Consider the following 26,613-nt stretch of genomic DNA (forward strand, 5'->3'; position numbering starts at 1 on the left):
GAAAATGGTCGCTCTTGGTGCGCGTACGCCGCTCCCTTTGTCGAAAAATTCAATCGCCATCGGAGCTGCCTGGATCGGCGTGAGCCGGCTGGTGGTTGCCAGTCTCGGCTTCCTGAACACGCTCGTATTGGCTAGAATGCTCACGCCGGAAGATTTCGGCCTGGTTGCTGTCGCGACGGCCATCATTGCTGTTCTGACATCTATGACTGAACTGTCCCTGGCATCGGCCCTCATTCACCACAAGGATCCAAGTGAAGATCAATTCCACGCCGCGTGGACGTTGGGCCTGGCTCGTGCCTGCTTGCTCGCACTCCTGCTGTCGTTGCTTGCTTATCCGGTGGCATTGTCCTACGGCGATGGCCGCTTGATTCCAATCCTGTTGGTCCTGAGCTGTTCGATTGTAATATCCGGCCTTCGAAACCCGATGCTAGCGATGATGCAGCGTCAACTCGTCTTCTGGCAGGAATTTGTGACGAGCAGTAGCCGGGCGCTCGCAACCATCCTCGTCTCCTCCGGGATCGCCATTTGCTTCAGTAGCTACTGGGCGCTGATCGCCGGGGCCGTCGTCGCCAACTTCATCGATGTGGTTGCCTCTTATTTGATCCAGCCGTTTCGGCCGAAATTCCGGATAAAGGGTAGCCGCTCCCTATTCTCGTTCTCTGTGTGGCTATCGCTCGGACAGGCCGTCAGCACGCTGAACTGGCGTTTCGACCAGATCATCATCGGATATTTTCTTGGGAAATCCACCCTGGGTGGATATGTGCTGGGCAGCGACCTGGCCGCCACGCCGACAAGAGAAGCAACAAATCCGCTCGCCGGGACGCTGTTTCCCGCGTTCGTGAGGCTGAGGGACGACAAAGCCGCCCTTCAACGAGCTTATCTGTCGGCGCAATCAATGCTGTGTGTGATCGCCTTTCCGGCCGGGTTCGGCTTCGCGTTGATCGCCGATCAATTCGTTCCGCTCGCGCTGGGTGAGGCCTGGGCAGGCGCGACAATCGTGATCCAGCTCCTCGGTGGTGCAATTGCGTTGCATACGCTCAGCGCGACCGTCCAACCCCTTGGTCTCGCGCTTGGGCAGACGCGCAGGTTATTTCATCGCGACGTTGCGATCCTAATCGTGAGGCTGCCTGTCATTGTTGCCGGCTTGTGGGTAGGGGGGTTACTTGGCCTGCTGGTCGCTCGCGTGGCGGTTACGCTCGGCGGTGTCGTCTACAACATGGTCCTGGTCCGCGAACTGATTGACGCTTCTGTCTCCCGGCAATTTCTCGTGAATCTGAGGACCGCTTTGTCCACCTGCACGATGATCATTGTCGGTCTTCTGACCAATTGGGCTTTCATTACATTTCTTGGCCATGAGTCTCACGTCTATGCTCGGTTGATTGCCGTTGTTCTCGTGAGCGCTCTTGCCTATGTCGGGTCACTTTTTGGAGTCTGGCGAGCGACAGGCTCGCCGGCCGGGCCCGAGCGTGAGATCCTGCGAATCCTGGGCGCAATCGCCGACAGGTTTGGAAAAACTGGGAAAGTCATCGATGAGAATCGAGTGGTCGGGTGAGCAATATGAATGAAAGATCGAAGCGCTGCGTCGCGCTGATTACGGGCGTCACGGGTCAGGACGGTGCCTATCTCGCCGAGTACCTGGTCGGCCTGGGCTACGCCGTTCACGGCATCAAGCGGCGATCGTCCTCATTCAACACCGCCCGTGTCGATCATCTTTATCAGGATCCGCATGCCGGCAATGTGCCGTTCCTGATGCATTACGGCGATATGACGGATTCGACAAACCTGATCCGTCTAATGCAGCAGATCCGGCCAACAGAGATCTATAATCTGGCTGCACAGAGCCATGTGGCGGTCAGTTTCGAGAGCCCGGAATATACCGCGAACGCGGATGCGATTGGAACGCTGCGGCTATTGGAAGCGATCCGCATTCTCGGCATGGAGAGGGAGACGCGGTTCTATCAGGCGTCCACCTCCGAGCTCTACGGCCTCGTGCAGGAAGTGCCGCAGAAGGAAACGACCCCCTTTTACCCGCGCTCCCCTTACGCGGTGGCGAAGCTCTATGCCTATTGGATCACGGTGAACTACCGCGAGGCCTACGGCATGTTTGCCTCGAACGGCATTCTCTTCAACCACGAGAGCCCGATCCGCGGCGAAACCTTCGTCACCCGCAAGATCACGCGTGCCGTTGCCCGCATCGAGACGGGTCTCGAAGAGACGCTGTATCTCGGAAATCTCGAGGCCAAGCGCGACTGGGGCCACGCCAGGGATTATGTCGAAGGCATGCACATGATCCTGCAGGCCGAGCGGCCTGACGATTTCGTGCTGGCAACCGGGGAGACACGCTCGGTGCGCGAATTCGTGGAACTCGCCTTTGCCGAAGTCGGCCGCAAAATCGAATGGCGGGGCAAGGGCGTCGAGGAATCCGGTATTGACATGAAGTCAGGCAGGATCGTCGTGCGGGTCGACCCGACCTATTTCCGTCCCACCGAGGTCGATCTCCTGATTGGCGATCCCAGCAAAGTGCGCGAGAAGCTCGGCTGGAAATCCAGGACCCCTTTCGCGCAACTGGTCAAGGAAATGGTGGCGTCCGATTTGCTCGAGGCCAAGCGAGAGGTTGCCAATGGCAAGCGCTCTATTTGAGCTGGCAGGCAAGACCGTCTTCGTCGCCGGCCATCGCGGCATGGTTGGCTCCGCGTTGGTGCGACGGCTCGCGGAGGAAAATGTCGAGTTGCTGACGGTGTCGCGGAGCGAGGTAGACCTGCGTGACCAGGCCGCCGTCGATAGATGGTTCGCTGCAAGGCGTCCGCAAGCAGTGTTCCTTGCTGCCGCCAAGGTCGGTGGCATCGTCGCCAACAATACGTTACGCGCCGAGTTCCTCTACGACAATCTCGCGATCGCGACCAACGTCATGCACGCCGCTCATGTTAATCGATGCGAGAAGCTGATGTTCTTTGGCTCCTCATGCATCTACCCCAAACTCGCAGTCCAGCCGCTGCGCGAAGAGTCGATGCTGACTGGTCCGCTGGAGCCGACCAACGAACCCTACGCGATCGCCAAGATCGCCGGCATCAAGATGGTCGAGGCCTATCGTAGCCAGTACGGTTCAAATTTCATCAGTGTGATGCCGACCAACCTCTATGGGCGCGGCGACAATTATCATCCAGAATACAGCCACGTCGTCGCGGCGTTGATCCGCCGCTTCCATGAGGCCAAGACGTCGGGAGCGAAGAACGTCGTGGTGTGGGGCACCGGCACGCCGCGGCGCGAATTCCTCTTTGTCGACGATCTGGCAGACGCCTGCATCCACCTGATGAAGACCTATTCGAGCGGCGAGCTCGTCAACATCGGCACCGGCGTGGACATTGAGATCGCCGAATTCGCCCGCCTGGTCGCGGAGACCGTCGGCTATTCCGGCGAGGTCAGCTTTGACACCTCGCGCCCCGACGGCACCCCGCGCAAATTGCTCGACGTCAACCGGTTGGCGAAACTGGGTTGGCGAGCCAAGACCCCGCTCGAGGATGGGCTCAAGCTGGCCTATCAGGCATATCTCGGCGAGAACCGGCAGGCGGGAGAGTAGGCAGCGCACTTCTGCCATTGCGAGCTAACGGTCGCGCATCCGCGCGCCCGTTGTCCGCAGCTGGCGCGATGCATCGGCGCGGCCACGGAGGCGATCACTCCGGAGCGAACCAGCATTTCGGCAGCACGACATCATCCCTGTTGGCGACGTTTCTCCTGTCGAGGTCGTGAGGAAATCTTCTCGCAGGCGTTCGGCGAGAGACGTGATCCTTGCGCAAGAACGAGAATTCCATGATCGGCGGGACCTTGAACTCCCTGTATTCGATGGGTTTGAAGTAATTATTCGGGTGAATGTGTACGACGTCGAAGTGCTTGGTGATCTTCTTGAAGACAGCGCCGATCAGCTTGAGACCGATGGGATTGAGAATTCTATTCATGGAATGGAATTCGATGATCATGATCCTGAAGCGCTTCAGGTCGTCGCAGCTCGTTTCGATGAGAACCTCGTATTCGCCGCCTTCAATGTCCATCTGGAGGATGAGATCGCCGGTCCGAGGGCCCTTTCTCGACATCCAGTTCTCTAAAGTCATGAACTTGGCGTTGTTTTCGTTTCCGAGGAATTTCTTTTCGAAATCGAGTAGGTCATTGCGGATCGCGGGTGCATCCACCGAGAAGTCAGCGAGGAAACATGGGATGCCGCGTTCGGCAAGGCCGAGCTCGAAGTCAGAGACGTTGTAGACGCCCGGCGAAAAGCAACCGACGCAGCCATCGAGGTCGTCCGGAACCAAATAGCCGCCATCAGCCGATCCGCCCAGTCGAATCAATTTCTTGTCCGTCACGACAGGGAAAAGGTCCCGGAAGAATTCCCTGAGATCCTCCTCCTTTGAGGTGCCGGATATCATAAAGTCGTTATCAAGCAGGCGGGCCTTTACGTAGTCTTTCCACAAACCGATCATGCGGTTGACTCCGAGCTCGCTAGCGCATCTGGGTGCAGGCTTGCTGCAACAAGCGGCATTCCCGCAGGCTCGCTGCCTATGTTCGTTGCGATCAACACATTTGCCTGCCTTAAGACTTCAATAGATTCGATTCTTGTCATGAATATGTGCGGTGTTGTCGCTAATCGGCAGCGGTGCCGAGACTTGCCTTTTGGCTGCTAAGCCGATCTATTCCGTGCTCTGGAACCCGGTCAGCTTCCGCATCGGCGAGGGGACACCGAGAGAGGCACGAGAGCGTGAGCGCGAAAGATCGAATGACTGACCGGGGAAGCTCGCAGCGCAGCCGTCCGGCGTTCTCGCTGGCGGCACGCAGATGCGTCGTTCGCACAACCATAGCGGGTACCTGGCGCAATGGCAGAAGTGGATTAGTCGAATGGGAAGTTTTGCCGATGCATCTAAAGCCGTTCGATGCTGTGATGCGACCGACGGGACCGAACTCAGGACGATGGCCGAAATTCCCATGAAGGACTCCCGTACACTGATTGCAGAAATGCAGGATGAGATCGAAAAGGTCATCGGGCCTCATCTGGAGGGTGTCGAGGATTTTGCGCTGGTGGATTTCCCCAACCACTCGAATGTGGGCGACAGCGCCATATGGTTGGGTGAAGAGACCTATCTGCAGAGGAAGCTAGGCCGAGCCCCGTCCTACGTCTGCACCTATGACACCTGGTCAAAGGAAGAGTTTGAAAGAGCCGTTCCTGTCGGACCGATCCTTATCCATGGTGGAGGCAATTTCGGCGACCTGTGGCCCAGCCATCAGGAGTTTCGGCTCAGGCTTCTGTCGGAGTTTCCGGATCGCCAGATCATTCAGTTGCCGCAAACCATACACTTCTCCTCGAAGGCAAGTCTCAACCGCGCCGCGGAGATCATCAACTCGCATAAAAAATTCCGGATTCTGGTCCGCGACGTGCAAAGTTTGAATATCGCGACAACGGAATTTACTGCGCCCGCCGATCTCTGTCCGGACATGGCGTTCTGCCTGGGGGCGCAGAGTTCGCCAGCGGCAGTAACCAGGAAATTGTTGCTGCTGCTCCGAACAGATCACGAGAAGGTGGAGCAAAAGCGTTTTCCGCCGCTCCCGAATTTTGCGGTTGTCGAGGACTGGCTCATCGAACAACGAGGCTTGGGAAAGTGGTTGTTTGTCAAGGCGCTGCTCGAGACGGCGCTCCTCTTGCTCAAGGGCAGGACGCCGTCGGAGCTCGACGTGCGCATTCGGTGGTTTCACCTGCTCGCGTCGAACCGTGTAGCCCGTGGAATGAGGCAGGTTGGATCGTCGGCCTACGTGATCACGGACCGGCTTCACACGCACATCTTTTGCGTGTTGCTGAATGTGCCGCACTCGCTCCTTGACAACAATTATGGGAAAATCAGCACGTTCGTCGATGCGTGGAGCAAGCCCTTCGAAAAGTTGAGCCGGCCGCTGAGCACGAGTGTGGACGACGCCCTCGCAAACTTTCTGAATATCGGCCAGGGCAGTTCGGCCCCCACGGATCAAGGTTGACGGTCGAGCATCATCCTCCGTACGGGCGGTTCGCCGGATCGTGCGCGTGGACGGTGAAAGTTGTCGTTCTCTTTGTTGTCTGGCCCGCATTGTTTGCGCAGGAGATTGTCAGGTTGCTGACCCCCGTCGCCGTTGGAGCGCCATTGATCAGTCCGGTGGAACGGTCAAAGGCGAGCCCTTGCGGCAGTCCTTTGACGGACAAGGTCTTGGGCATCATGGCTCCGACATCGCACTCCGCATAGATATCGTGGCGGTAGCTGTCGCCTGCGGCGGCTGAAAGGGGGCGCGTCGTCACACGCGGGCCGCGATTGATCGAGAATCGCAGGGGCTCCATCGTTGAACCGTCAGGTTTGTAGCCATAAACGACGACATGAGACCGCCCGGCATTGCCTTCGGCCGTGAAGTCCGCCTTGATCGTGCGCGACGCCGGATCGTAGGAAATTCCTTCTGGGAATTGCGTAAACGTCGTCTGCTCCGTCATACCCGGTTCGGAGCTGTCATAGGGTACGACCTGGACGAATTCGGTAACGCTCGCATCGCCCCAAAGGGCCTTGGCGCTCGGCAGCACAATCTTGCCGTTGCCGTCGTAATCGACATTGAGATCTGCGACCGAAACCAGCGGCTTCCAATGCTTGACGCCTGTCGTCCGCCAGCCGCGGATCCAGTCGACATCGAGATAGGCGCCGGTCGCCGAGCTGGCCCACGCTGCGGCGTCATACGCCTCGCCCGCGAACGTGTTGTTGAATACGTGTGACGTCAACAGCACAAATGAGGGCATATTCTTGGTATTGGAATCCACGGCAAACTGGGATCGAAGGGCGCCATCGACGTAGAGTTGGGTGTTTGCGCCGTTTCGAAAGACAAAGCTGAAGACGTGGAACGCGCCGTCCATATAGTCGAAGGGTCCGGCGCTGTTGTCGGTCGAGATCGCCCCCGAGGTATGGACGATATTACTGAAGTGCATCCCTTGGGAGTTGCACTCCAGATCCCACTCGTTGCCGGTTGGATTGAGCACGGGTGCGACCGAATAGGTCCAGAACGCGGGGTGAAAGCCGGCCGGATTTGTAAGCCTGGGGCTGAACCGGCCACGTATCTCGACGATGACGGCGTTGGCGGTCGGGTAGTATGCAAACGCCCCGGCGGTATGGATCATCGCAGAGAGGTGCGGCCGCACGCCTCCATTGATGGACCGGTCGGTCGGCGTAAGGAATTCCTCCTCGCGCGCTGTTGCCTTGCGCGCTCCGAGGCGCAGCACCGAGCCGGAGATCAACATGTTGTCGAAGCCAACCGCGACGCCGCGGTTGCGGTCCTTGTAGCCTGTGGTCAGCGGGTCGGCATCAAAAGCTGTCCCGAGCGACGTGGTATTGCCGCGGATGCCTGGATGATAGGCGCCAGTCGGAAAGAACTTGCCGCGAGGGTTTGCCGGACCCACGATATCGAGAGTGTTGAATTCATCACCCCACGACAGGGTATAACCCGCATACAACCCACTGCCATTCTGGCCGACGACGGCGCCGCCGACGACCTGGCTGCGTTCCTTAAACAGCGGGATGAACTGCAGGCGCTGTCGCAAACCATCATTGATAGCGGCAAGATAAAGGACTGAGGCACTGACAACCAATGATGCGACGAACAATGCTGCAATGGTGCTGGTGAATCGATGCTTTGATGGCATTCGCGCCTCTTTGCCTGAGACCGTCGCGACTTTCGCGAGGTACATAGTCACACGTTTGTGAGGAGCCGTTGGTTCGATCCAAGGCCTCCGAATGCGGACCGCTTTAGGTATAGCCGCTCAACGTATAGCCGCGGATTTCGCCGTGCTTTTACGAAACAAAAATATGAAATGGCCACCAGCATGGCAGCGGCCGGGCAGGTGCCGCTCCTTGTCAGCACAGACAGGTTCGCGGTAATCGTTTGGAGATCACGTGCAAAACGGTTCCCAATCAAGATGTCGGACTGATCGATCAATGGGCAGCAATCTCAGAATTGTGGCGATTAGTTTGGCCGGTTCCGTGCGCCGCGAGCGCGCGCGTGCAAATCTGGAGTCGCTTGAGATTCCATGGACCTTCTTTGATGCACTGCGTGTGCCCGCCAAGGGGCTCCCGCAATATGATGAGGCGCTGGCCATCCGCTTTTGGGGCAGGGGCCTTTCACGTGCCGAGATCGGCTGCGCGGCGAGTCATATGAGCATCATGGCGCAACTCGCAGCGTCAGACACCGACAATTCATGGACACTTGTGATCGAAGACGACGTCATCCTCGATGCCGGCTTCAGCTTTCGATCGCTTCCTGACATCTGCAAGGCTGCCGAGATCGGCTATCTCCGGCTGTATGGGCGACACATGGCGCCGTGCAAGCACGTGGCCTGGCTGGATCAGCGGGAATTGGTGCGGTTTGAGCGTGCACCAATGGGAACGCAGGCTTATCTGATTTCCGGCCGTGCCGCGCGTCGATTTATCGACAGTGTGACAACGATCCATCGGCCAATCGACTGGGAGATGGACCGCTTCTGGGCAAATGGCCTCCACAATTATGCCTTGTTTCCTTTTCCGTGTCTTGAGCTGACGCTGACATCTTCGATCGTAAAGGCGGCGGAGTCGGTTCACGGGCCTACTGCGCTCGATAGAGCGGCTCGGTTTGCGTGGAAATCAAAGGAATATGTTCTGCGCCTGACGGAAAATCTCCGTCTTCGCCAGTCCGACAGGCGGATTCGCGCCCGCCTCGCTGGCGCATCCAGTCTTTCCGGACCAATGCCGGAGACAATTCGTACGATTGAAAGCGTGTGATCGACGAGGCGTGGGACGAGATCTGACGAGGCGGGTTGCCTTTGCGCCGTTGCCCACTCAGGCGGGCTTGCGCCGGATGACACTTCCGAACCTGACGAGCGGCCGCAGGAGTTCTGCCCTGTTGAAGCGGAGCATGATCAGCCGGTACGCAAGCCAGGAAGGGCTCAAGAACAGCCCTGTGAACCAGACGATATGAGAGGCGGCTGCGCGCCAATCTGTTGTCGTGGTCAGCGCAAGCCATATCCCACGGCGCAGAAGTGAACTCGACGTGTCCGCGTCCTGCCCAACATAGCGCAGTCCCAATTTACGCGACGCGAGGCGATAGTTGACAAAGACGATCTCGTTATCGATCGGCCTTGCCGCTTGCACGTGCATGGACTTCTTGTCGCAATGTGCTTTCAGGATATCGAACTCTGCGACGCGGAATCCGATCTGTCTAGGAAAATCCGGAAAGCGCTGCGCCCGCCCCTTCGCGTCATTTCGGCTGATATTTCTGCCATGGAGCCGATATTGCCCCAGGATTTCCTGCACCGTGACCACGTCTCCGTAAAGAGGCGCTATCGTATTGAGGGCGCCGTCATATCCCACGGGCGGATTGAGCGGGACGACCTGTCGAAGAAACGCTCGGGAGTACGCATTTCCTGACATGACTGGCCAGATGTACGTTCCCGATCGTGTAAATTCTGCGTGCACATCGTCTGGCGCGTAGGATTTAGGAAACGCACAAAACGAGCGCCCAAGTCGCCTGCCGGCCCCGTCGATGATGTCCAGATTGAACTGAACTTTCGAAACACCTTCACGCCAGTGAGCAGCGACGTTTTCGACCGCCGTCGGCATCAGGATGTCATCCGCATCAAGGAACAGCAATACATCGCCTGTCGCTGCGCGATACCCAACTTCGAATGCTGCGATGTTGCCCTGATTTGCCTGAAATATGGCTCGAATCCTGTCACCATAGCCGGCGATGATCTGGCGGGAACCGTCGATCGATCCGTCGTCGACGACGACGATCTCGTCCGCCGGACGGGTCTGATTCAACGCGCTGTCGATTGCCAATCCGACATACCGTTCGTAATTGTAGACTGTTATGACGATGCTGATCTTCAACGCGTGTCGCTCACAATTTTGCAAGTGGCAGAAGAAGCTATCAATCCATGCCTTGATGAGCCAGAAGTAATTTCACGGTCCGCAAATCATCGTTGGTGAGGCAATCGCATGAAAATCGCTCTGATCGATCCGTCACTGTTTACTTGGCCATATGATCTTAAATTAGCCAAAGGATTGACCGATATTGGGCATGCGGCCAGCATTGTCGGGCGCCAGATTGGGCAGAAGCCTTCCGTTGATGAGGACCTCTTTCTTGACCGGCATTTTTATCCGGGATTGCAGTCGCGCTTTTTCAAGAAACTTCCACGCAATGTGCAGCTGGGGCTGAAGGGCCTCAGTCACGCTGAATCAATGACACGGCTGATCAGGCGCTTCAGGAGGATGCCGCCTGATGTGATCCATTTCCAATGGGCACCGCTGGCGATCGTCGACAGCCAGTTCATTCCCATGTTCAGAAGGGTCGCGCCAACGGTTCTGACGGTTCATGATTCGAATCCGTTCAATAACAATCCGAGCTCGCGGATCCAGCGGATTGGCGCGTTCAGCATTCTGCACTGCTTCGACCATCTTATCGTTCATACGACCGTTGCACGCGATCGCCTGCTGCGCGTTGGTATCCCGGACGAGAAGATATCCGTTATCGCGCACGGATTGCTGACGGATCATATCACCCGACCGGCCGACGAGCCCTCGGCCGGAGATGGGCGCGTTCAAATACTCCTGTTCGGCAAGATAAAGCCCTACAAGGGAGTCGACGTCATGCTTCGCGCGCTTGCGCTGCTTCCCCGAGAGGTCAGGGCGAATTGCGTGGTGAAGGTCGTGGGCTGGCCGGAAATGGCGATGGAGCCGCTGTTTGCGATGGTGAAGGATTTGCAGCTCGAAGATAATGTCGAATTCGACCTGCGTTTCGTTCCGGAAGATGAAGTGACCTCTCTGGTCGCGCGCGCCGACATCCTGGCTTTTCCGTATCGGGATATCGACGCATCCGGCGTGCTGATGCTGGCGATCGCGGGGGGACGTCCGATTGTCGCGTCGAACCTTGGAACGTTTTCAGAATGGCTGAGCGATCGGGCAGAGGGGACGCTCGTTCCTCCAGGTGATCCCGCCGCATTGTCCCGGACGCTCGAGCGCTTGATCAGCGACCCTGATTATCGAAACCGCAAGAGTCAAGGAATGTTGGAGCTGCGAGACTCCGTGCCGACGTGGACCTCGATTGCACGCCTGACCGAGGCCGCCTACGCGAAGGCGGGCCGGCGTGTGGGCACGCCGGCCAGTGCCCAGGTTCTGCAGCGTTCAGGAAACTGAAGGGGTCATCTGCCAGGTGGTCTGGCGGATCCACAGGATACCCCAGAAAAAGCCAAGTGCCCACGCGAAGTGCATCACGACGGCGGCCGGCAGTGCAAGCAGCCCGCAAATTGAGCGATGTTTTACTGCAATCATCATTGCGGTCAGCGCCAGTATCGCCAGATAGACCGCCGGAAATGTCAACAGCAGCGGTGCAGCCGGCGCCAGCACGATGGCGCCCAGCATCAATGCAACATGAGTGGGCACCAGGAATTGACGCAGTCGCAACGATCCTGGATGCCGTCTCACCGTTCTCGATCGACCACGACCGTAGTTGAAGTACTGCTTCGCCAGGCTCAGAAAACTCGATCGCGGTCGATATGAAAGGCGGATGTCCGAATCCAGAAATATCCGGCCGCCGAGTGCACGCAGCCTGCAGTCAAACTCTGCGTCTTCATTATGAGCGAAGGTCTCGTCGTAACCACCAGCCCTGCGGAACGCGTCGATGGTCATCGCCGCATGATGCCCGTGATCGACAAAGCCGCTTTGCTTTCCGCCGCGATGTGCCGATCCGCCCGAACCGACCTTGGTGTCCGAGACCCATGCGACGGCCTTTTGCAGGCAGCCGTCACCACGCGAGTCCATGGGGACCACGACCGAGTCGGCTTGGCGCTCGTCCAAGGTCTTGAGGAGGCGCGAAACATAGTCGGCCGGATATTCGCAATGGGCGTCACACCGCACCAGGACCTGCGCCGCAGCACCATAGACCTGTACGGCTAAATTGACCCCGGCACTCTGCAGCCGCTGGGGATTGCGCAACAGATGGAGGCCGCCAATCTCGTTGGCGAGCTGGCGGACAATGTCAGGCGTCCCATCGGTGCTGCCGCCATCTGCAACCACTATTGTGCGATCTTCGTGGAGATTGTCCTGGGCCAGGTTACGGACAACGGTCTCGATATGGGAAGCCTCGTTCAAAACAGGTATGACGATCAGGACGTTTCTGGACACGGTTTAGCTGCCACTTGCCATTGTTTGCTTAATCCATTGGCAGGCGCGAGAATGTTCCTTGATGCACGCCAAAGGAGGCGTGGACGGTCCGCTAAAAGAATGGCCAACTCGTGACTGCTTCTTTGATGCATCGTCAGAAAGTGGGCTTACCGATGGTGCCTTAAAATGGGCGATCTATTCTGCGTGAATCGTGAATAGTGCGTGCCCGATCGCTCGAAGATCGGAAGCGAACCTGACCGGAGTGATATGTGAGAGTTGTTGTTGCTGCCCTCGCTTTGTTGCTGGCGTTGTGTCATCCTGCATCGGCCGATCCGATGACGTTGGATTTTTCATGGCGCGGGGCGCGCGGCTGTATCACGCTGTTCCCAAATCCGGAGATGCGTCTGCGTAACATTCCCGCTGGTGCCACTTCGATGACGCTCACACTTGCGCAAGGTACTCGCGAAATGGGAGGCCAGGACGTTCCGGTTCCCGGAAATGGCCTTGTGCCGTCGGGGACGATACGGACATTTGGTCCTTGCAAGCCGGGTCTGTATGAATGGACCGCCCTCGTGAAGTCATCGACGGGACAGGTTCTATCGGAAGCGCATCAGGCGCGATTCTATCCCGCGGACGAGACCGCAGCGAAGCAATAATTTCGCAACGTCAATCCTCGTGTTGCACCGTTTCGGGTCTTTGCAACTGCGCGTGGCAGCTCCACGCGTCTGCGCGCAGCCGATTGATCGTACGAATGAAGCCACAATCCATCTAGATAAGAATTGACTGGAATTTGGAATATTGGAGATCAAGAACGAGATCGTGCTTCGGGACAAGGAGTTGAGTGTTGTTGGCGCGAAGGTTGATGAAGGCGCGTAACGATGTCGCCGGTCCGACAAATCTCGGTAGTCCCCCACCTCCGATCGATGTGGGGCGCGCGGACGCGGCGAGATGAAAAAGACCGTTCTGGTCACCGGCGGTGCGGGCTACGTCGGCTCGCATTGCTGCAAGGCGTTTGCGATGGCGGGCTGGAACGTCGTGACGCTCGACAATCTTTCCCGGGGCTGGCGCGATGCGGTGCGCTGGGGACCCTTGGTCGAGTGCGATATTCGCAATTCAGCCGGCGTGCGCGCAGTGCTGGAAACCTACAAGCCGGACCTCGTCGCGCACTTTGCGGCGCTGGCTTATGTCGGCGAATCCGTGGCCGATCCCGCCATCTATTACGACAATAACACGAGAGGAACGCTTGCCCTCCTGGAGGCAATGCGAGCGGCCGGCTGTTTGCGCGTGCTCTTTTCCAGCACGTGTGCCAGTTACGGAGTACCCAAGCACACCCCCATAGACGAAACACATCCGCAGGCGCCGATTAATCCCTATGGTTGGTCCAAGATGATCATCGAGCGTATGCTGGAGGACTTTGGTCGTGCGTACGAGATGTCGTCGGTTTCGCTGCGCTATTTCAACGCGGCGGGCTGTGATCCTGACGGCGAGATCGGTGAGCGCCACGAACCGGAGACGCATGCCATTCCGCTGGCGATCGAAGCGGTGCGCCGACCCGATCGGCCTTTCACCATTCTGGGAACGGACTTTCCGACGCCGGATGGAAGTGCGATCAGGGACTATATCCACGTCAATGACCTAGCGCAGGCGCACCTTCTCGCAGGTGACATGCTGGTGGCTCGAGGCGGTACTCATGTCTTCAATCTCGGTACGGGGGTCGGCACGAGTGTGCTCGAACTAGTAGAGGCCGTGAAGCGTGTCTCCGGAAAAGACCCGGTCGTCAGTCGCGGCCCACGCCGCGCGGGGGACCCGCCCATGCTCGTTGCCTCCTTTGCCAAAGCCAAGCGGGAGCTCGGTTGGAGCCCGCGGCAATCCGAGATCGATTTCATTATCGAGACTGCACTGAGGTGGAGCGATAGCAATCCGTCGGCATATTTCGCACGAAGATGATCGATACCCCATTCGCAGGAATTGGATTGGGAAGGGGCGTGACGCATCTCTCCGTGACGTCGGCGTCCGATGTTGCGGAAACGACGTTGAGCGATGGCATGACGGTGTTCTGGCGCGCCAACCAGCCGATCGGCCATGTGCTGATGCATGAAGGCCAAATTGCGGACGCCAGGATCGATCACATCGACGACGGCTTTCTGTCAGCCGTCGACTCCAAGGTGCGAACTCCGACAGAAATGAGACTCTCGGCGAGCGTGGTGATCTGCACGCGCGACCGTCCGGACGAGCTGAGCAAATGCTTGTCGTCGCTGCCGAGGCAGACCCATCCTCCAAGAGAAATCATTGTGGTGGACAATGCATCGCGGGATCGGCGGACGCGGGATGTCGCGTTGGCCGCGGCAGCAACTTATATTCGCGAGGATCGACCCGGTCTGGATATTGCTCGCAATACCGGCGCGCTCCAGGCGACCGGAGATATTGTCGCCTATACGGACGACGATGTGCTGCTTCACCCGGGTTGGCTGGAGCAACTGACATGTGCGTTTGACTCTCCCCAGATCGGTGCGGTGACGGGACTGGTGCTTCCGGCCGAGCTCGCGACCGAGGCGCAACGGCACTTCGAGACGTATTGGGGATTTAACAAAGGCTATCGCGAACAGGATTACGACAGCGCGGCCTTCCGATCGCATCGCGGTCGGGTCCTTCCCGCGTGGGACATCGGCGCCGGAGCAAGCATGGCATTCCGGCGCGAGGTGTTTCAGGCCGTCGGACTTTTCGATGAGCGACTGGACGTCGGTCAGGCCGGCTGCTCGGGGGACTCGGAATACTGGTATCGATTGCTCGCGGGCGGCTACACCTGTCGTTATACTCCGGCGTCGGTCGCATTCCATTTTCACCGCAGGACGATGGACGGCCTGGCCAGCCAGATCTATCACTACATGCGTGGTCATGCGGCAGCGCTTCTGGTGCAGTATGAGCGAACGGGTATCTCGGCGAACCGGCGTCTGGCCTACTATTACAAGCCGCGTTGGTACCTCTCTCGGCTGCTCCGGAAAGTAATGGAAGGAGACAGCATTCGCGACCGCTTCCTGAAGGAGGAGGTGACCGGATATCTCGCCGGATTGCTGTTCTATCATCGCCGAAGGCTTCGCAGATGACGGCCCATCCGCGTACGTCTGTCGTGATCGCCGCACGTGATGCTGCAGAGACCATTGCTGAAACGCTTGACAGCCTGCTCGCGCAGAGCGCCCCTGACTGGGAGGCGCTTGTCGTGGATGACGGTTCGATCGATGCCACGGCCGCGATCGTTGCTGAATATGCGGCGCGGGATTCCCGCTTTCGTGTTCTGCAGTCTGGCGGAGGAGGCGCTTCAGGTGCCCGCAACAAGGGAATTGCAAGCGCGCGCGGCGAACGAATACTGTTCCTTGACAGTGACGATTGGATTGATCGGTCCTTCCTTGCCCGGATGAATGCTGCGCTGGATCTGGATCCTTCGGCGGTGGCCGCCTATTGCAACTGTTGCCGGGTTATGCCTGACGGCAGTGAAACTCCCGTGCGCTGCGATCCGGCTATCCATGACAACGCGTTCGAGCGTTTCGCTCGGACGTGTGCCACGTTCATCCATGGCGTGCTTGTCCTAAAGAGCGCTGTTGCAAAGGTCGGTGGCTTTGAGACCAGCCTCCGCACGTGCGAAGATTGGGACCTGTGGCAACGGATCGCACGCTGCGGCGGCAGGTGGATCCATGTCGACGAGAAATTGAGCTATTACCGGACAAGCGACCGTTCACTGACGCAAGATGTGAAACGGATGCTGGCCGACGCGCGGGTGGTCATTGCCCGCGGATTTTCGAGTGATGACCGCGTCAGCGGGCCGGCACCCGAACATAGGGCGGGAGCGTCAACTGCATATGGCAGCGCCGAGGCAGCGTATGCGTATTTCATGCTCTGGTGTGCCGGATTTGATTGCGGCCGCAGGAATGCCAGCGATCCAACGCTGGAAACGCTGAGCGACATTCCAAAGACCGAGACAACGGCGGACTTCATTGCCGCTGTTCTGCTCGATGCCGTGATGGTCGGGGCAAGAACGGTACCCGCCAAGCTGGCGGAACGGTGGCCGCAATACGGGGAGGGCGTAACCAACCTCATTTCAGCGATCGGTCGCGCATGGAACGATCCGGCGGCAGGGCGAAAGTGCCAATACCGTTTTGAGCGCAAAGTGCTCGACTATGACGATCTTTCGGCGCCCAGGGTCCTCACGTTGACGTTCGGCACGCGCGTTGACCTTCGCCGTATCGGCACCATCAAGCCGATCGGGACTATTGATCGATTGTACGTCTATCTCTGTGACGGGCCTCGCATCCTGACGCTGCTCGATATTGGTGCCCTCGGCACTGTCGACAGCCGCTTCTGGATCGCGCTGGCCGCCGATGGCCTCGTTCACTTGCAGGTCAAAGACCAGATCGGAAGGCTGGTTCGGGCAAAAATCGCACTTCACAAGCGGACCGCACGACTTCAAACTTTCATGCGAGACGGCCGAGATACTCACCGGGGGCGGCTACGCGAGTTGGCCTCGCGGGCTTCATGTGAGGCGCGGTCGCGAGCCATCTCAGGCATCTCCGCTTCCAGCAGTCCTATGCGATGTGCCAGGCGATCTCGAGACACCGCACGCAAGCAATTTTGGGAGGAGTTCTTCGAGCAAGAGGATCCCTGGAACTACGGTTCGTCGTATGAACAGGAAAAGTACACTCGGCAGCTCGAGCTTCTGCCAGACCAGCCAATAGATCGCGCGCTCGAGCTCGCGTGCGCGGAAGGACACTTCACGCGCCAATTGGCCCGCAGGGTCAGACGCCTGTGTGCCGCCGATATTTCAACCAAGGCGCTCGGTCGCGCTCGTGTCCGATGCAATGGGCGTCAGAACATCGAATTCTCTCAATTGGATTTATCCGCCGATCCGCTCCCACAGGACGTCGATCTGATCGTCTGCTCCGAGGTCCTTTACTACCTTAATGACGAGGCCGAACTAGAATCGGTCGCGAGGCGACTGGTGCAGGCGCTGCGTCCTGGCGGTTACCTTGTGGCGGCCCATACCTTTGTCCTGAAGGACAACATGTCGCGAACGGGGCTCGACTGGGAGAGCCCGTATGGGGCGGAGACCATCACGCGGATTATCCAGGGCGTACCCGGACTCGCCCTGGAGACATCGATCGAGACGGAACTGTACCGTATCGATCGGTTCAGGCGGTTACTCCCGGGCGAAGCCGCCGCTGACATACAGGTGAAATACGCGGCTATCGAGGCGCCGATTGAGGTCGAGGTTGCGCGGTCCATCGTGTGGGGTGGGGCTGTGGCGCGCAGGTTTGACGTCACCCAATCCGAAAGACGCACGCACGCCCCGGTCCTGATGTACCACCGAGTTGCGGTTGAAGGACCAGGTGAACTGGCCCGCTACCGCCTGTCTCCCGATGCGTTCCGGCAACAGATGCTGTGGCTTCGCCGCAATGGCTATCACACGATCAATTCGGATCAGCTCGCCTGGTTCGTGGCAAGCAATCATCCGTTCGTCGGCAGGCCGGTGCTGATCACCTTCGACGATGGGTACGACGATTTTGCCGAGCATGCATGGCCGATCTTGCAAGCAAACGACTTCTCGGCAGAAGTCTTCGTTGCGACCGATTTCGTGGGAAAGCGGGCGGAGTGGGATGCTCCGTTTGGAGAGTCCGCTTCGCTGCTTGGGCCGACGAGGATCGCTGCGCTTGCCGCCAAGGGCATATCCTTTGGCAGCCATTTGGCGAGTCACCCGCGCAGCGAGCAACTTGCGACCCGGACTCTCGCCGAGGAATTGACGCGATCTCGCGCCCAGTTGGAACAGTGGCTTGGGCGATCGATAACGTCGCTTGCCGCGCCTTTTGGCTCTACCGATCAGCGGCTTGAAATTCTCGCCGCCGAATGTGGTTACAAAACTCTGTTCAACACGGTCGGACGGGCCGTAACACTGAAGGACAATCTGTTGGATCTGCCGCGAATTGAGGTCAGAGGCGATTTTACGCTGGACACATTCGCTCGTTGCCTGGAGCAGTACCAATGAATACGGGGGCGCTCCTGGTCAGCGTGGTTATTCCCGCCTTCAACGCCAGTGCAACGATCGACGAGACGCTTCGCAGCGTCAGATCCCAGTCGCACCGGGAGCTGGAAATCATTGTCGTGGACGACGGCTCCACAGACAACACGGTCGCAGTTGTCCAGCTGCATACGGCTCAGGATTCGCGAATAACAATCATAGAACAGCGTAATGCGGGGGTCGCTGCCGCCCGGAATGCGGGCTGGCAGGCGGCGGGCGCGGACTTCGTCGCGTTCATTGATGCCGATGATCTCTGGACGCCCCGCAAGATTGAGCAACAGCTTCAAGCCTTGCTTGATGCAGGAGAGCGGACCGGTCTTGTCTACAGCTGGTATGACTGGATCGATGCCGATAGTCGCGTAAGTGCCAGGTCCGATCCCGTCTTTCATGCGGGCGAGGTGCTGGACTATCTCTGTCAGGGAAATTTCATCGGCAACGGCAGCTCGGCGCTGGTCCGCCGGGAAGCCCTCATAGCTGCGAAAGGTTTCGAGAGCGGACTCAGGGCATCGGGGGCGGAAGGCTGCGAAGATCTGCTGTTCTATTGCCGTGTCGCGGAGGCGTACCACTTCGCGGTCGTGCCCAAGTATCAGATTGGCTATCGGTACCTCCCGAACAACATGTCAAGCAACAAGACCCGAATGTTCCGGTCGTGGATGCTGGTCGCGGATGAGATCATGACGCGACACCCTGAGCGCACGGCGCTCCTAGACCTGGGCCTCAGAAACTATGCGCGTTGGCTGCTTCGGAGAGCTCTGACGGGCGGTCAGTTGTGGTACTTCGCTTCAATCTTTGGACTCCTTTTCAAACGGAATCCCTTGCTCGCGCTCAGGGTCGCCGCGCACGATGTGCCGCGTGATACCGTCTCGGAAATCCGGTGGAAATGGCGCCATGAGCGTCGCAGGGCGGTTCGACCTTCGGCGTCGTTGTTTGCCATCGGCGATCCAACTCAATCGCTATGACAGAGCACGCGAACAACATACGAAGACCGAGAGCTGCTCGCCACGCTGCATTGGTCGAATTGTTCAAGCTGCTCAAGCTTGCTCCACTGCCCGGTTGGGTGACGCCCGCGCTGATTGTGCTTGGCCTCGCGACATCGTTGGCGGAGACGGTCGGGATTACTCTCGTGCTCCTGTTCTTCTATTTCGCCATGGGTCAGGTGGAACTTGCAACGTCGACCAGTGGCCTCCTAGGCGAAGCGCTCCGATATGCGGCGAACTGGTTTCACAGCTCGACCGAAACTGCTGTCGTGCTGCTCCTTCTCATCATTGCTCGCGGTGCTCTTTCCTTTATCAACACACTAATCAGTGCGCGTGTTGGAGAGAAGATCAATGAAGTCGCGCGCAACCGTGTCCATCTGCAATATCTGTCAACTTCGTATTCGTTCTTCCAACGCCATGACGAAGCATATCTCATGGAGGTGTTGGGAACCGAGACTTGGGTGATCTCCGGAGCATACGCCAGTCTTACCCGCATTATCGTGAGTTCGTGTTCGGTTTTTCTCTTCGCGTCCTTTCTGTTGGCGCTCTCGATCAAAGTCACGGTCCTCGCCCTCGTCGCCTTGATGATTGTATCGGCCGGATTGCGCCATCTTTCGTTGCCCATGCAGCAGTTGGGTGCCGGCGTAAAGCTGGTTCATCAAAAGCTGGGTGAGCATATGCTGATGACACTCCAGGGTATGCGCACGATCCGCGCGTATGGCCAGGAGGAGATTCACCAGAAACGCTTCGAGCAGGCTTCGACGCAGGCCCGACAAGTCGCGCTGCGCCTTGCGCGCCTATCCGCCCTGGTCTCGCCTCTGACGGAGGTGGGGTATCTTGTCGTGCTGTTTCTCGTCGTCGCGTTCGCTGATTTATTGGGAATCGGCTTCGCGACGAGCCTGACCGCGGTCGCGTTGCTCTATCGATTGCAGCCGCATATGCGAGATCTGGAAGGGAACTTGCTGTATATGGCGCAGCTCGAGCCGCAGCTTCGGTCCATCAGACATATGCTCTCGATAGATGACAAGGAGTACCCGAACGCCGGGCACGTTGCCGTGGCTAAACTGGAGAACGGCATCTCATTTCGCAACGTGACATTCCGCTATGATGCCGGTACGGAGCCCGCTCTTTTGGATGCTTCGTTTGACATTCCTGCGGGGAAGACCACTGCGCTCATTGGAGCCAGTGGGGCGGGCAAGACCACGATCGTAAATTTGTTGTTGCGACTCTATTCGGCCAACAAGGGCGTCATACGGGTTGATGGGCGATCCATCGAAGACGTTCGTCGAACCGATTGGCTCGGCATGCTCGCGATTGCGGGCCAGGATGTCGACCTGGTCGAAGGCACGGTGATCGAGAACGTTCGGATGGCCAAGAATGACGCCTCCGAGGAAGAGGTTCGGCAGGCGCTGCGGGTCGCGGGCATTTCAGAGGTCGTCGAGGCCTTACCGGACAAATACGACACCTGGATAGGACAGCATGGCCTGCGCTTCTCGGGCGGTCAGCGGCAGCGTCTTGGTCTTGCACGAGCGATTGTGCGCAATCCGAAGTTCCTCATCCTCGACGAAGCGATGAGCGCGCTCGATCTGACACTCGAGGACAGCATTCGACGCGCGATCCAGCTACAATTCAAGAACCGAACCTTGTTGCTGATAACACATCGCCTGGATTCAGTGCGTGATGCGGACCACGTGGTGTGCATTGAAAACGGCCGCGTTCGCGCTGAGGGCCCTCCCGCGAAGGTCCTGGCGAGTCGAGGAGCGTGCGTAACAGGAACTTCGCAAGATGATGTGCTCACTTACCGGATGCGGAATACGGTTCCCTAATCGGAACCCAGCGTGTTCGGCGCTCGCCCGATGAATGACGGCCCCTGCACTGAGCCTGCTTGATGCAGGCAGCGCGGACTTCACATGAGCCCGTAGCATTACGGTGTCTCCGCAGAAATCTCCAGCCGTCAGCTGATTCTCTCGGCATGCGTCAAATTGCGTCGAATCCATAAGGCTCTTTTGAACGCGTGCATAGTTGTGTGCCACCTAAAAGGAGCACGCAATCCATCATGACCATTATCACTGGAAGCGCCGGTGCTGACGTTCTGTTTGGCGGTACCGGAAATGATGTTCTGACCGGAGGAGCAGGCAGCGATACTTTCATCGTCTCGAAGGGCTATGGCTCCGATACCGTCACTGATTTTCAGGCGGGCTTCGGCGGCGATGTGTTGCGATTGCAGAACTACGGCTTTGCGACGTTCGCCAGTTTCCTGGCAGCGGCCACCCAAGTGGGCTCCGATACGGTTGTAACGCTGTCGTCGACCGAAACTCTGACGCTGCAGAATGTCGCGCTTTCGACCTTGGTTGCAAGCAATGTCGCGCTGGACAATCCGCTGCCAGCGAGCGGAACGGCATGGAATTGGGCGGGTACCGTCCCTGCGGGCGGCACGCTGGCGACCGGAGCGACAAATGATGGCATGGAGGCCGGCGGCACGGGCGTCACGCTGATCGGCGGAGCAGGGGACGACACCTACTATGTCTATGACCACAACACTAAGGTCGTCGAGCAGGCCGGAGAGGGCATCGATACGATCCGCGTCTGGAACATCAACGGATACAGCCTTGTCAATGCGCCGAACGTCGAAAACCTTGTCCTGACAGATAGCGTTCCGTCTCCCGCCACCGGCAATGATCTCAACAACATCATTGTCGGCAATGCCGGCGACAACATGATCGACGGCGGACGGGGGAACGATGTGCTGACCGGTGGGGCCGGTCGCGACACCTTTGTCGTGAGAGCGGGCAACGGCAACGACATCGTCACCGACTTTCAGGCGGGTGCGGGCGGGGACATCCTGCAGCTCAACAACACCGGATTCAAGACGTTCGCCGATGTCACGGCGGCCATGAAGCAGGTGGGCACAGACCTTGTCCTGACAATCGCTGGCGGCGAAACGATAACGCTTGAAAACACCAGTCTCCAGAATCTCACGGCCGGCAATATAAACATCGTCAGTCCCCTGACCGGATTGGTCCAGACCTTCAACAACGACTTCAACACGCTGTCCGCGGGGCAGGATCCCAGCCTGACCTGGCGCACGAGTTATGCCTGGAGCGGAGCGGCAGGCTACGGGCTGGCCGGCGAACAGGAAGTGTATGTCGATCCCAGCTTTTCCGGGCTGCCGGCAACTCAGGCGTCAACGTCGCTTGGGCTTAATCCGTTCTCGATTCAGGACGGCCACCTTGTCATCACGGCACAGCCCTTGCCTGCGAGCGCCACGCCTTATACAGGCAGCGCCATTTTCTCGTCGGGCATGATCTCGACCCAGAACAGCTTTACCCAGACCTACGGCTATTTCGAGATGACGGCCACGCTGCCCAGCACAAGTGGCGCGTGGCCGGCGTTCTGGATGCTGCCCAGCACTGCCAATAACCTCAACACGGAAATCGATGTGCTCGAAGCATTTGGTCAAGATCCTGACCAGGCGCATTGGGCCATTCACTCACCCTACGCGCCCGCGACGAATGGGGGTTGGGCCAATACGGCCAACCTGACGACCGGAGAACACACGTTTGCGCTCAAATGGACGCCTTACGACCTGACGTTTTTCGTGGACGGGAAGGAGGTCGCGCAGCAGGCCACGCCCGCCGACATGAATACGGCGATGTACATGATCGCCAACCTAGCGATGGGCGGGAGCTGGCCGGGCAACGCCGCTCCAGGATCGACGCCGACGATGACCATCGATTCAATCAAAGCCTATCAATTGCCGGAGTACACGCTTGCGAACTACACCCTGCTCACGAGTGGCGGGTCGACCAACACGATCGTGGGAAGCGCAGCTGTAGACACGCTGACCGGCACGTCCGGCAATGACCTGATCGGTGGTGCAGGAGGCGCGGATGTCATGACTGGCGGCGCCGGCGATGACACTTATGTCGTGACCGATGCCGGTGCGAAGATTGTCGAGGCCTATGGCGGAGGCATCGACACGGTCAACTCCTCGGTGACGTATACGCTTTCGAGCTACGTCGAGAATCTGACGCTCACCGGTTCGGCGGCCATCAGCGCCATCGGAAATATTCAATCCAACATCATCATCGGAAATTCCGCGTCTAACGTGATCACCGGCGGGCTCGGCAATGATATCCTGACCGGCGGCGGCGGTATGGATACTTTCGTATTCAACTCCGGCGATGGTTCGGACATCATCACCGACTTTTCTCCGGGATCGGGCGCCGCTCACGACGTCGTCCAGCTCAACGGCTTTGCCTTCACCTCATTCGCCGACGTGCAGGCGGCGATGACCCAGGTCGGAAGCGACGTCTATCTGAAGTTGACCAGCCAGGACACCTTGGTGTTCCGCAACACGACGGTCTCGGCATTCACCAGCGACGATTTCCAATTGCCAGCAACGCTCCCGGTCGGCGGGACGATCACGTCCTGGATTAGCGGGAAGGCGAGCAGCCGCATGGTGTACGGCACCGCGGCGAACGACAAGCTCTCGGCGGTCAATAGCGATGACACGCTCGTCGGGGGGAACGGCGACGATACCTACGTCATCGGAAGCGCGAACCAGAAAATCATCGAGAATCCCGGCGGCGGCATTGACAGCGTGGAGGCGTGGACGTCGTACACACTGACGGCGAACGTCGAAAACTTGACGTTGATGATGGGCGGGCTCGCGGGCGTCGGTAACCAATTGGCAAACCGTATGGTCGGCTCGAGCGGTGACGACGTCCTGGATGGCGCCGGCGGGAATGACTGGCTCTCTGGAGGATCCGGGAACGATACGTTCATTCACTCTGCAGGCAGCGGCAACGATACGATCGCGGATTTCCACGTCTTCACGAGCGCGACCGCTGAACACGACAAGCTGATTCTGAAAGGTTACGACAGCGGCGCCTATTTGACCCATGTGAACGACGTGTGGACCGTTCGCTACGCGGGTGGAGCAGATACGCTGCGCATTGCGGGCGTCACCAGCTTGACGTCGGCCGACTATTCATTCGTTTCCGCGACGAATTCGCCGATGGCGATGACATTTATCGCCGTGCCGACGATCTCGGCGGTCAACGACAGCGGCTCGATCGTATCGGGCCTGATCAATACAAATCATCTGGTCCTCACGGGTCGCGCGCAGGCAGGTGTAACCGTCAAGGTTTTCGACGGGACAACTCAGATCGGCACGGCGACAGCCGATGGCAATGGTAGCTGGAGCATGGCGACCGCATTGCTGGCCGAAGGCGGCCACACCTTTGCCGCCGCAGCGATGGACGGCGTCGGCAATCTCACCGCGCTCTCAGCCGGGGTGAATGTCACCATCGATACGGTCGCCCCGAACGTGCCCAAGCTCGCGTCGTTCTCGCCAGACAGCAACGTTGCCGGCGATGGCGTCACCAATGTCAACCACGTGAATTTGACTGGAACCGCGGACGCCGGGAGCACGGTGCAGGTCTTCGACGGCGCGACGATGATCGGAACGGCGATCGCCGATACCAGCGGAGCATGGTCCATTGCCACCGCAACGTTGGCGGACGGTAATCACACGTTTACCGGCAAGACTGCCGACGCCGCCGGCAACGTCAGCGCTTCCTCCGGTGCGTTGAACGTCACGGTCGACACGCGTGCCCCGGTTGCACCTATCCTGACCTCGGGCGCACCTGGAGCTTCTAGCGCAATAATCGTGTCCGGCACGGCAGAAGCCGGAAGCACTGTCCGGCTGTACGAGGGCGCGACCTTGCTCGGCACGGGCGTCGCGGCGACGAGTGGGGCCTGGAGCGTCACCACCGGATCGCTCACGGCAGGGCAACACAGCTTCACCGCCACCGCCACCGACATCGCCGGAAATTTGAGCCAGGTTTCGAATGCTTTCAGCTCCGCCGTCGGTACGGTGATCGAAGCGGCCGGAACGACATCGCTTATCAAGTCGGGAAGTAACTTCTACCTTTCGACGGCCAGCTCATCGGTGATCTTGAAGAATGGCGGAACGGCGGTTGTCGCGGGGCAGCTGGGCTCGTGGGTGCCAGTAGCTGCGGAAGCGTCGTCGAACGGCTATCTCGTCGCGTGGAAGATCCCCTCGACCGGTCAGTTCGCGGTCTGGAGCACCGACAGCAACGGCAATTTCGTATCCAACTATCTGAACAAGGTGTCCGGCACCGACCCGGCTCTTGAGTCGAGCGAGACCCTCTTTCACCAGGATCTCAACGGTGATGGCCTGATTGGTCTTCCACCAACGCCCCAGAAGGTTTCAGGCACGACAATCGAGGCGTCCGGCTCAACCAGCCTGGTTCTGGTCGGCTCGAATTACTTGCTCGACGCGATGACCAGCGGCGTGGGGCCGACCTTGAGGTACGGTGGCGTAGCGGTTGTGTCGGGACAGTTCGGCGCTTGGACGCCGGTGGGCGTGGAGCAAACAACCAGCGGCTATGATGTGGCCTGGAAGATTCCGGCCACCGGCGAACTTTGTGTGTGGACCACGGACAGCAATGGCAACTATGTATCGAACCTCCTGAACAAGGTGTCCCCGACCGACCCTGCTCTTAAAGCGGTCGAGACGACTTTTTATCAGGATCTCAATGGCGATGGTGTAATCAATACGTCATCGACCATCCTCAAGATCTCCGGAAATGTCGTATTGAATCTGGGCAATATGTCACAGGCCGCGACGGTCGACCCCGGCGCCACGCTCGAATTGTCCGGCGCCGCTTCGGGGTCGATCACCTTCAAGACGTCGACCGGCAATCTGGTGTTGGACCACGCGTCGCAATTTACGGGAACGCTCATCGGTCTGACGGGTGACGGCACCGCGTTCAATTCCAACCATATCGATCTGAAGGACATCGCGTACGGAGCGGGGACGTCGGCGTCCTTTTCCGGCAACACAGCCGGCGGTACGTTGACCGTGGTCGATGCCCAGAATCACACGGCAAATATTTCGCTTGTTGGTGACTACACCAGATCGACCTTCAACCTCTCGAGCGACGGAATGGGCGGCACGCTGGTGATCGATCCTCCGAAAACCAGCGTTGATTTGTCGGCGGTTGCCTCGTTACAGCCTCCTGCGACCGCACCGGCCGTCGGCCTCGCGGGCCTGGAAGATGGCGGGTTCGTGTTCGAGCAGTCCGCTACCTCCAATGCATATGACTTGATCAACGAGGCGTCTCGCGAATCTGCCAAGGCAGTGCTCCTCGCGGCGATCACTTCCCCAGATGTTGACACAGGCCTTCATCAGGTCGACGCCGTTCACGCGGTCGCCCCGGTCGATATTCATCTGGCGGAATTGCATGGCTTCATCGTTCGCTGAAGGTGTCGTCCGTGAAGAACCCTGAATTCAGGCTGGATTGATTTGGGGTCGGGCGAAGAGGATGGCCAGGATTTGCCACAACGAGAGCCTGAGCCAGCAGAT

General features: G+C 58.8%; 17 protein-coding genes. 13 read left to right on the top strand and 4 right to left on the bottom strand.

What is annotated here, in order from left to right; all coding sequences use genetic code 11:
- Positions 1-4: 4 nt before the first annotated feature.
- Genes IVA91_RS25465 through IVA91_RS25475 form a run of 3 tightly spaced genes read left to right on the top strand, consistent with a single transcriptional unit; the run spans position 5 to position 3,577 of the window.
- Positions 5-1,552 carry a lipopolysaccharide biosynthesis protein gene (locus IVA91_RS25465; RefSeq protein ID WP_247279505.1) on the top strand — a complete coding sequence of 516 codons (1,548 nt, stop codon included), beginning with the start codon at positions 5-7 and terminating at the stop codon, positions 1,550-1,552.
- A gap of 5 nt (positions 1,553-1,557) precedes the next feature.
- Positions 1,558-2,640 (top strand): GDP-mannose 4,6-dehydratase, encoded by a 1,083-nt coding sequence (gene gmd, locus IVA91_RS25470; RefSeq protein ID WP_247279506.1) that lies wholly within the window; start codon positions 1,558-1,560, stop codon positions 2,638-2,640.
- Positions 2,621-3,577, top strand: a complete 957-nt coding sequence (locus tag IVA91_RS25475; RefSeq protein ID WP_275974791.1) for a GDP-L-fucose synthase — start codon at positions 2,621-2,623, stop codon at positions 3,575-3,577. The genes gmd and IVA91_RS25475 overlap by 20 nt, the downstream gene beginning before the upstream one ends.
- 94 nt (positions 3,578-3,671) lie before the next feature.
- Here IVA91_RS25475 and IVA91_RS25480 read toward each other — a convergent pair whose 3' ends face one another.
- Positions 3,672-4,472 (bottom strand): FkbM family methyltransferase, encoded by an 801-nt coding sequence (locus IVA91_RS25480; protein WP_247279507.1) that lies wholly within the window; start codon positions 4,470-4,472, stop codon positions 3,672-3,674.
- Positions 4,473-4,884: 412 nt separating this feature from the next.
- On the opposite strand from IVA91_RS25480, the gene IVA91_RS25485 reads away from it, so the two are divergent.
- Positions 4,885-6,012 carry a polysaccharide pyruvyl transferase family protein gene (locus IVA91_RS25485; RefSeq protein ID WP_247279508.1) on the top strand — a complete coding sequence of 376 codons (1,128 nt, stop codon included), beginning with the start codon at positions 4,885-4,887 and terminating at the stop codon, positions 6,010-6,012.
- Positions 6,013-6,022: 10 nt separating this feature from the next.
- On the opposite strand, the gene IVA91_RS25490 is transcribed toward IVA91_RS25485, so the two are convergent.
- On the bottom strand, positions 6,023-7,687 hold the full coding sequence (locus IVA91_RS25490) for a putative Ig domain-containing protein (protein WP_247279509.1): 1,665 nt from the start codon (positions 7,685-7,687) through the stop codon (positions 6,023-6,025).
- A gap of 292 nt (positions 7,688-7,979) precedes the next feature.
- Here IVA91_RS25490 and IVA91_RS25495 point away from each other — a divergent pair, with 292 nt between their 5' ends.
- The gene (locus IVA91_RS25495; protein ID WP_247279510.1) at positions 7,980-8,798 is read left to right on the top strand and encodes a glycosyltransferase family 25 protein; all 819 of its coding nucleotides are present in this window, start codon (positions 7,980-7,982) and stop codon (positions 8,796-8,798) included.
- 57 nt (positions 8,799-8,855) lie between these two features.
- On the opposite strand, the gene IVA91_RS25500 is transcribed toward IVA91_RS25495, so the two are convergent.
- On the bottom strand, positions 8,856-9,905 hold the full coding sequence (locus IVA91_RS25500; RefSeq protein ID WP_247279511.1) for a glycosyltransferase: 1,050 nt from the start codon (positions 9,903-9,905) through the stop codon (positions 8,856-8,858).
- A 108-nt stretch (positions 9,906-10,013) separates the two neighbouring features.
- Between IVA91_RS25500 and IVA91_RS25505 the strand changes: the two genes are divergently transcribed.
- Positions 10,014-11,210 (top strand): glycosyltransferase, encoded by a 1,197-nt coding sequence (locus IVA91_RS25505; RefSeq protein WP_247279512.1) that lies wholly within the window; start codon positions 10,014-10,016, stop codon positions 11,208-11,210.
- On the opposite strand, the gene IVA91_RS25510 is transcribed toward IVA91_RS25505, so the two are convergent.
- A complete protein-coding gene (locus IVA91_RS25510; RefSeq protein WP_247279513.1) occupies positions 11,199-12,197 on the bottom strand; it encodes a glycosyltransferase family 2 protein in 999 nt (332 codons plus the stop codon). The two genes, IVA91_RS25505 and IVA91_RS25510, sit on opposite strands and share 12 nt — an antisense overlap.
- 248 nt (positions 12,198-12,445) lie before the next feature.
- On the opposite strand from IVA91_RS25510, the gene IVA91_RS25515 reads away from it, so the two are divergent.
- The 7 genes from IVA91_RS25515 (at position 12,446) to IVA91_RS25545 (ending at position 26,511) form a co-directional block, all read left to right on the top strand.
- Positions 12,446-12,832 carry a hypothetical protein gene (locus tag IVA91_RS25515; RefSeq protein WP_247459407.1) on the top strand — a complete coding sequence of 129 codons (387 nt, stop codon included), beginning with the start codon at positions 12,446-12,448 and terminating at the stop codon, positions 12,830-12,832.
- Positions 12,833-13,124: 292 nt separating this feature from the next.
- Positions 13,125-14,123, top strand: a complete 999-nt coding sequence (galE, locus tag IVA91_RS25520) for a UDP-glucose 4-epimerase GalE (protein ID WP_247279514.1) — start codon at positions 13,125-13,127, stop codon at positions 14,121-14,123.
- A gap of 38 nt (positions 14,124-14,161) precedes the next feature.
- A complete protein-coding gene (locus IVA91_RS25525; protein WP_247450075.1) occupies positions 14,162-15,280 on the top strand; it encodes a glycosyltransferase in 1,119 nt (372 codons plus the stop codon).
- Positions 15,277-18,207: a trifunctional glycosyltransferase/class I SAM-dependent methyltransferase/polysaccharide deacetylase gene (locus IVA91_RS25530; RefSeq protein ID WP_247279516.1), complete on the top strand. Its 2,931-nt coding sequence runs from the start codon at positions 15,277-15,279 to the stop codon at positions 18,205-18,207. Before IVA91_RS25525 ends, IVA91_RS25530 begins: the two co-directional genes overlap by 4 nt.
- Entirely contained in the window at positions 18,204-19,199 is a 996-nt protein-coding gene (locus IVA91_RS25535; RefSeq protein WP_247279517.1) for a glycosyltransferase family 2 protein, read from the top strand. Before IVA91_RS25530 ends, IVA91_RS25535 begins: the two co-directional genes overlap by 4 nt.
- Positions 19,200-19,258: 59 nt before the next feature.
- Complete coding sequence (locus IVA91_RS25540) at positions 19,259-21,043, top strand: ABC transporter ATP-binding protein (protein WP_247279518.1); 1,785 nt, start codon at positions 19,259-19,261, stop codon at positions 21,041-21,043.
- Positions 21,044-21,273: 230 nt separating this feature from the next.
- Positions 21,274-26,511, top strand: a complete 5,238-nt coding sequence (locus tag IVA91_RS25545) for an Ig-like domain-containing protein (protein ID WP_247279519.1) — start codon at positions 21,274-21,276, stop codon at positions 26,509-26,511.
- Positions 26,512-26,613: the final 102 nt, after the last annotated feature.

This window comes from Bradyrhizobium sp. 153 (assembly GCF_023073835.1).
In the GTDB taxonomy this organism is placed as follows: domain Bacteria; phylum Pseudomonadota; class Alphaproteobacteria; order Rhizobiales; family Xanthobacteraceae; genus Bradyrhizobium.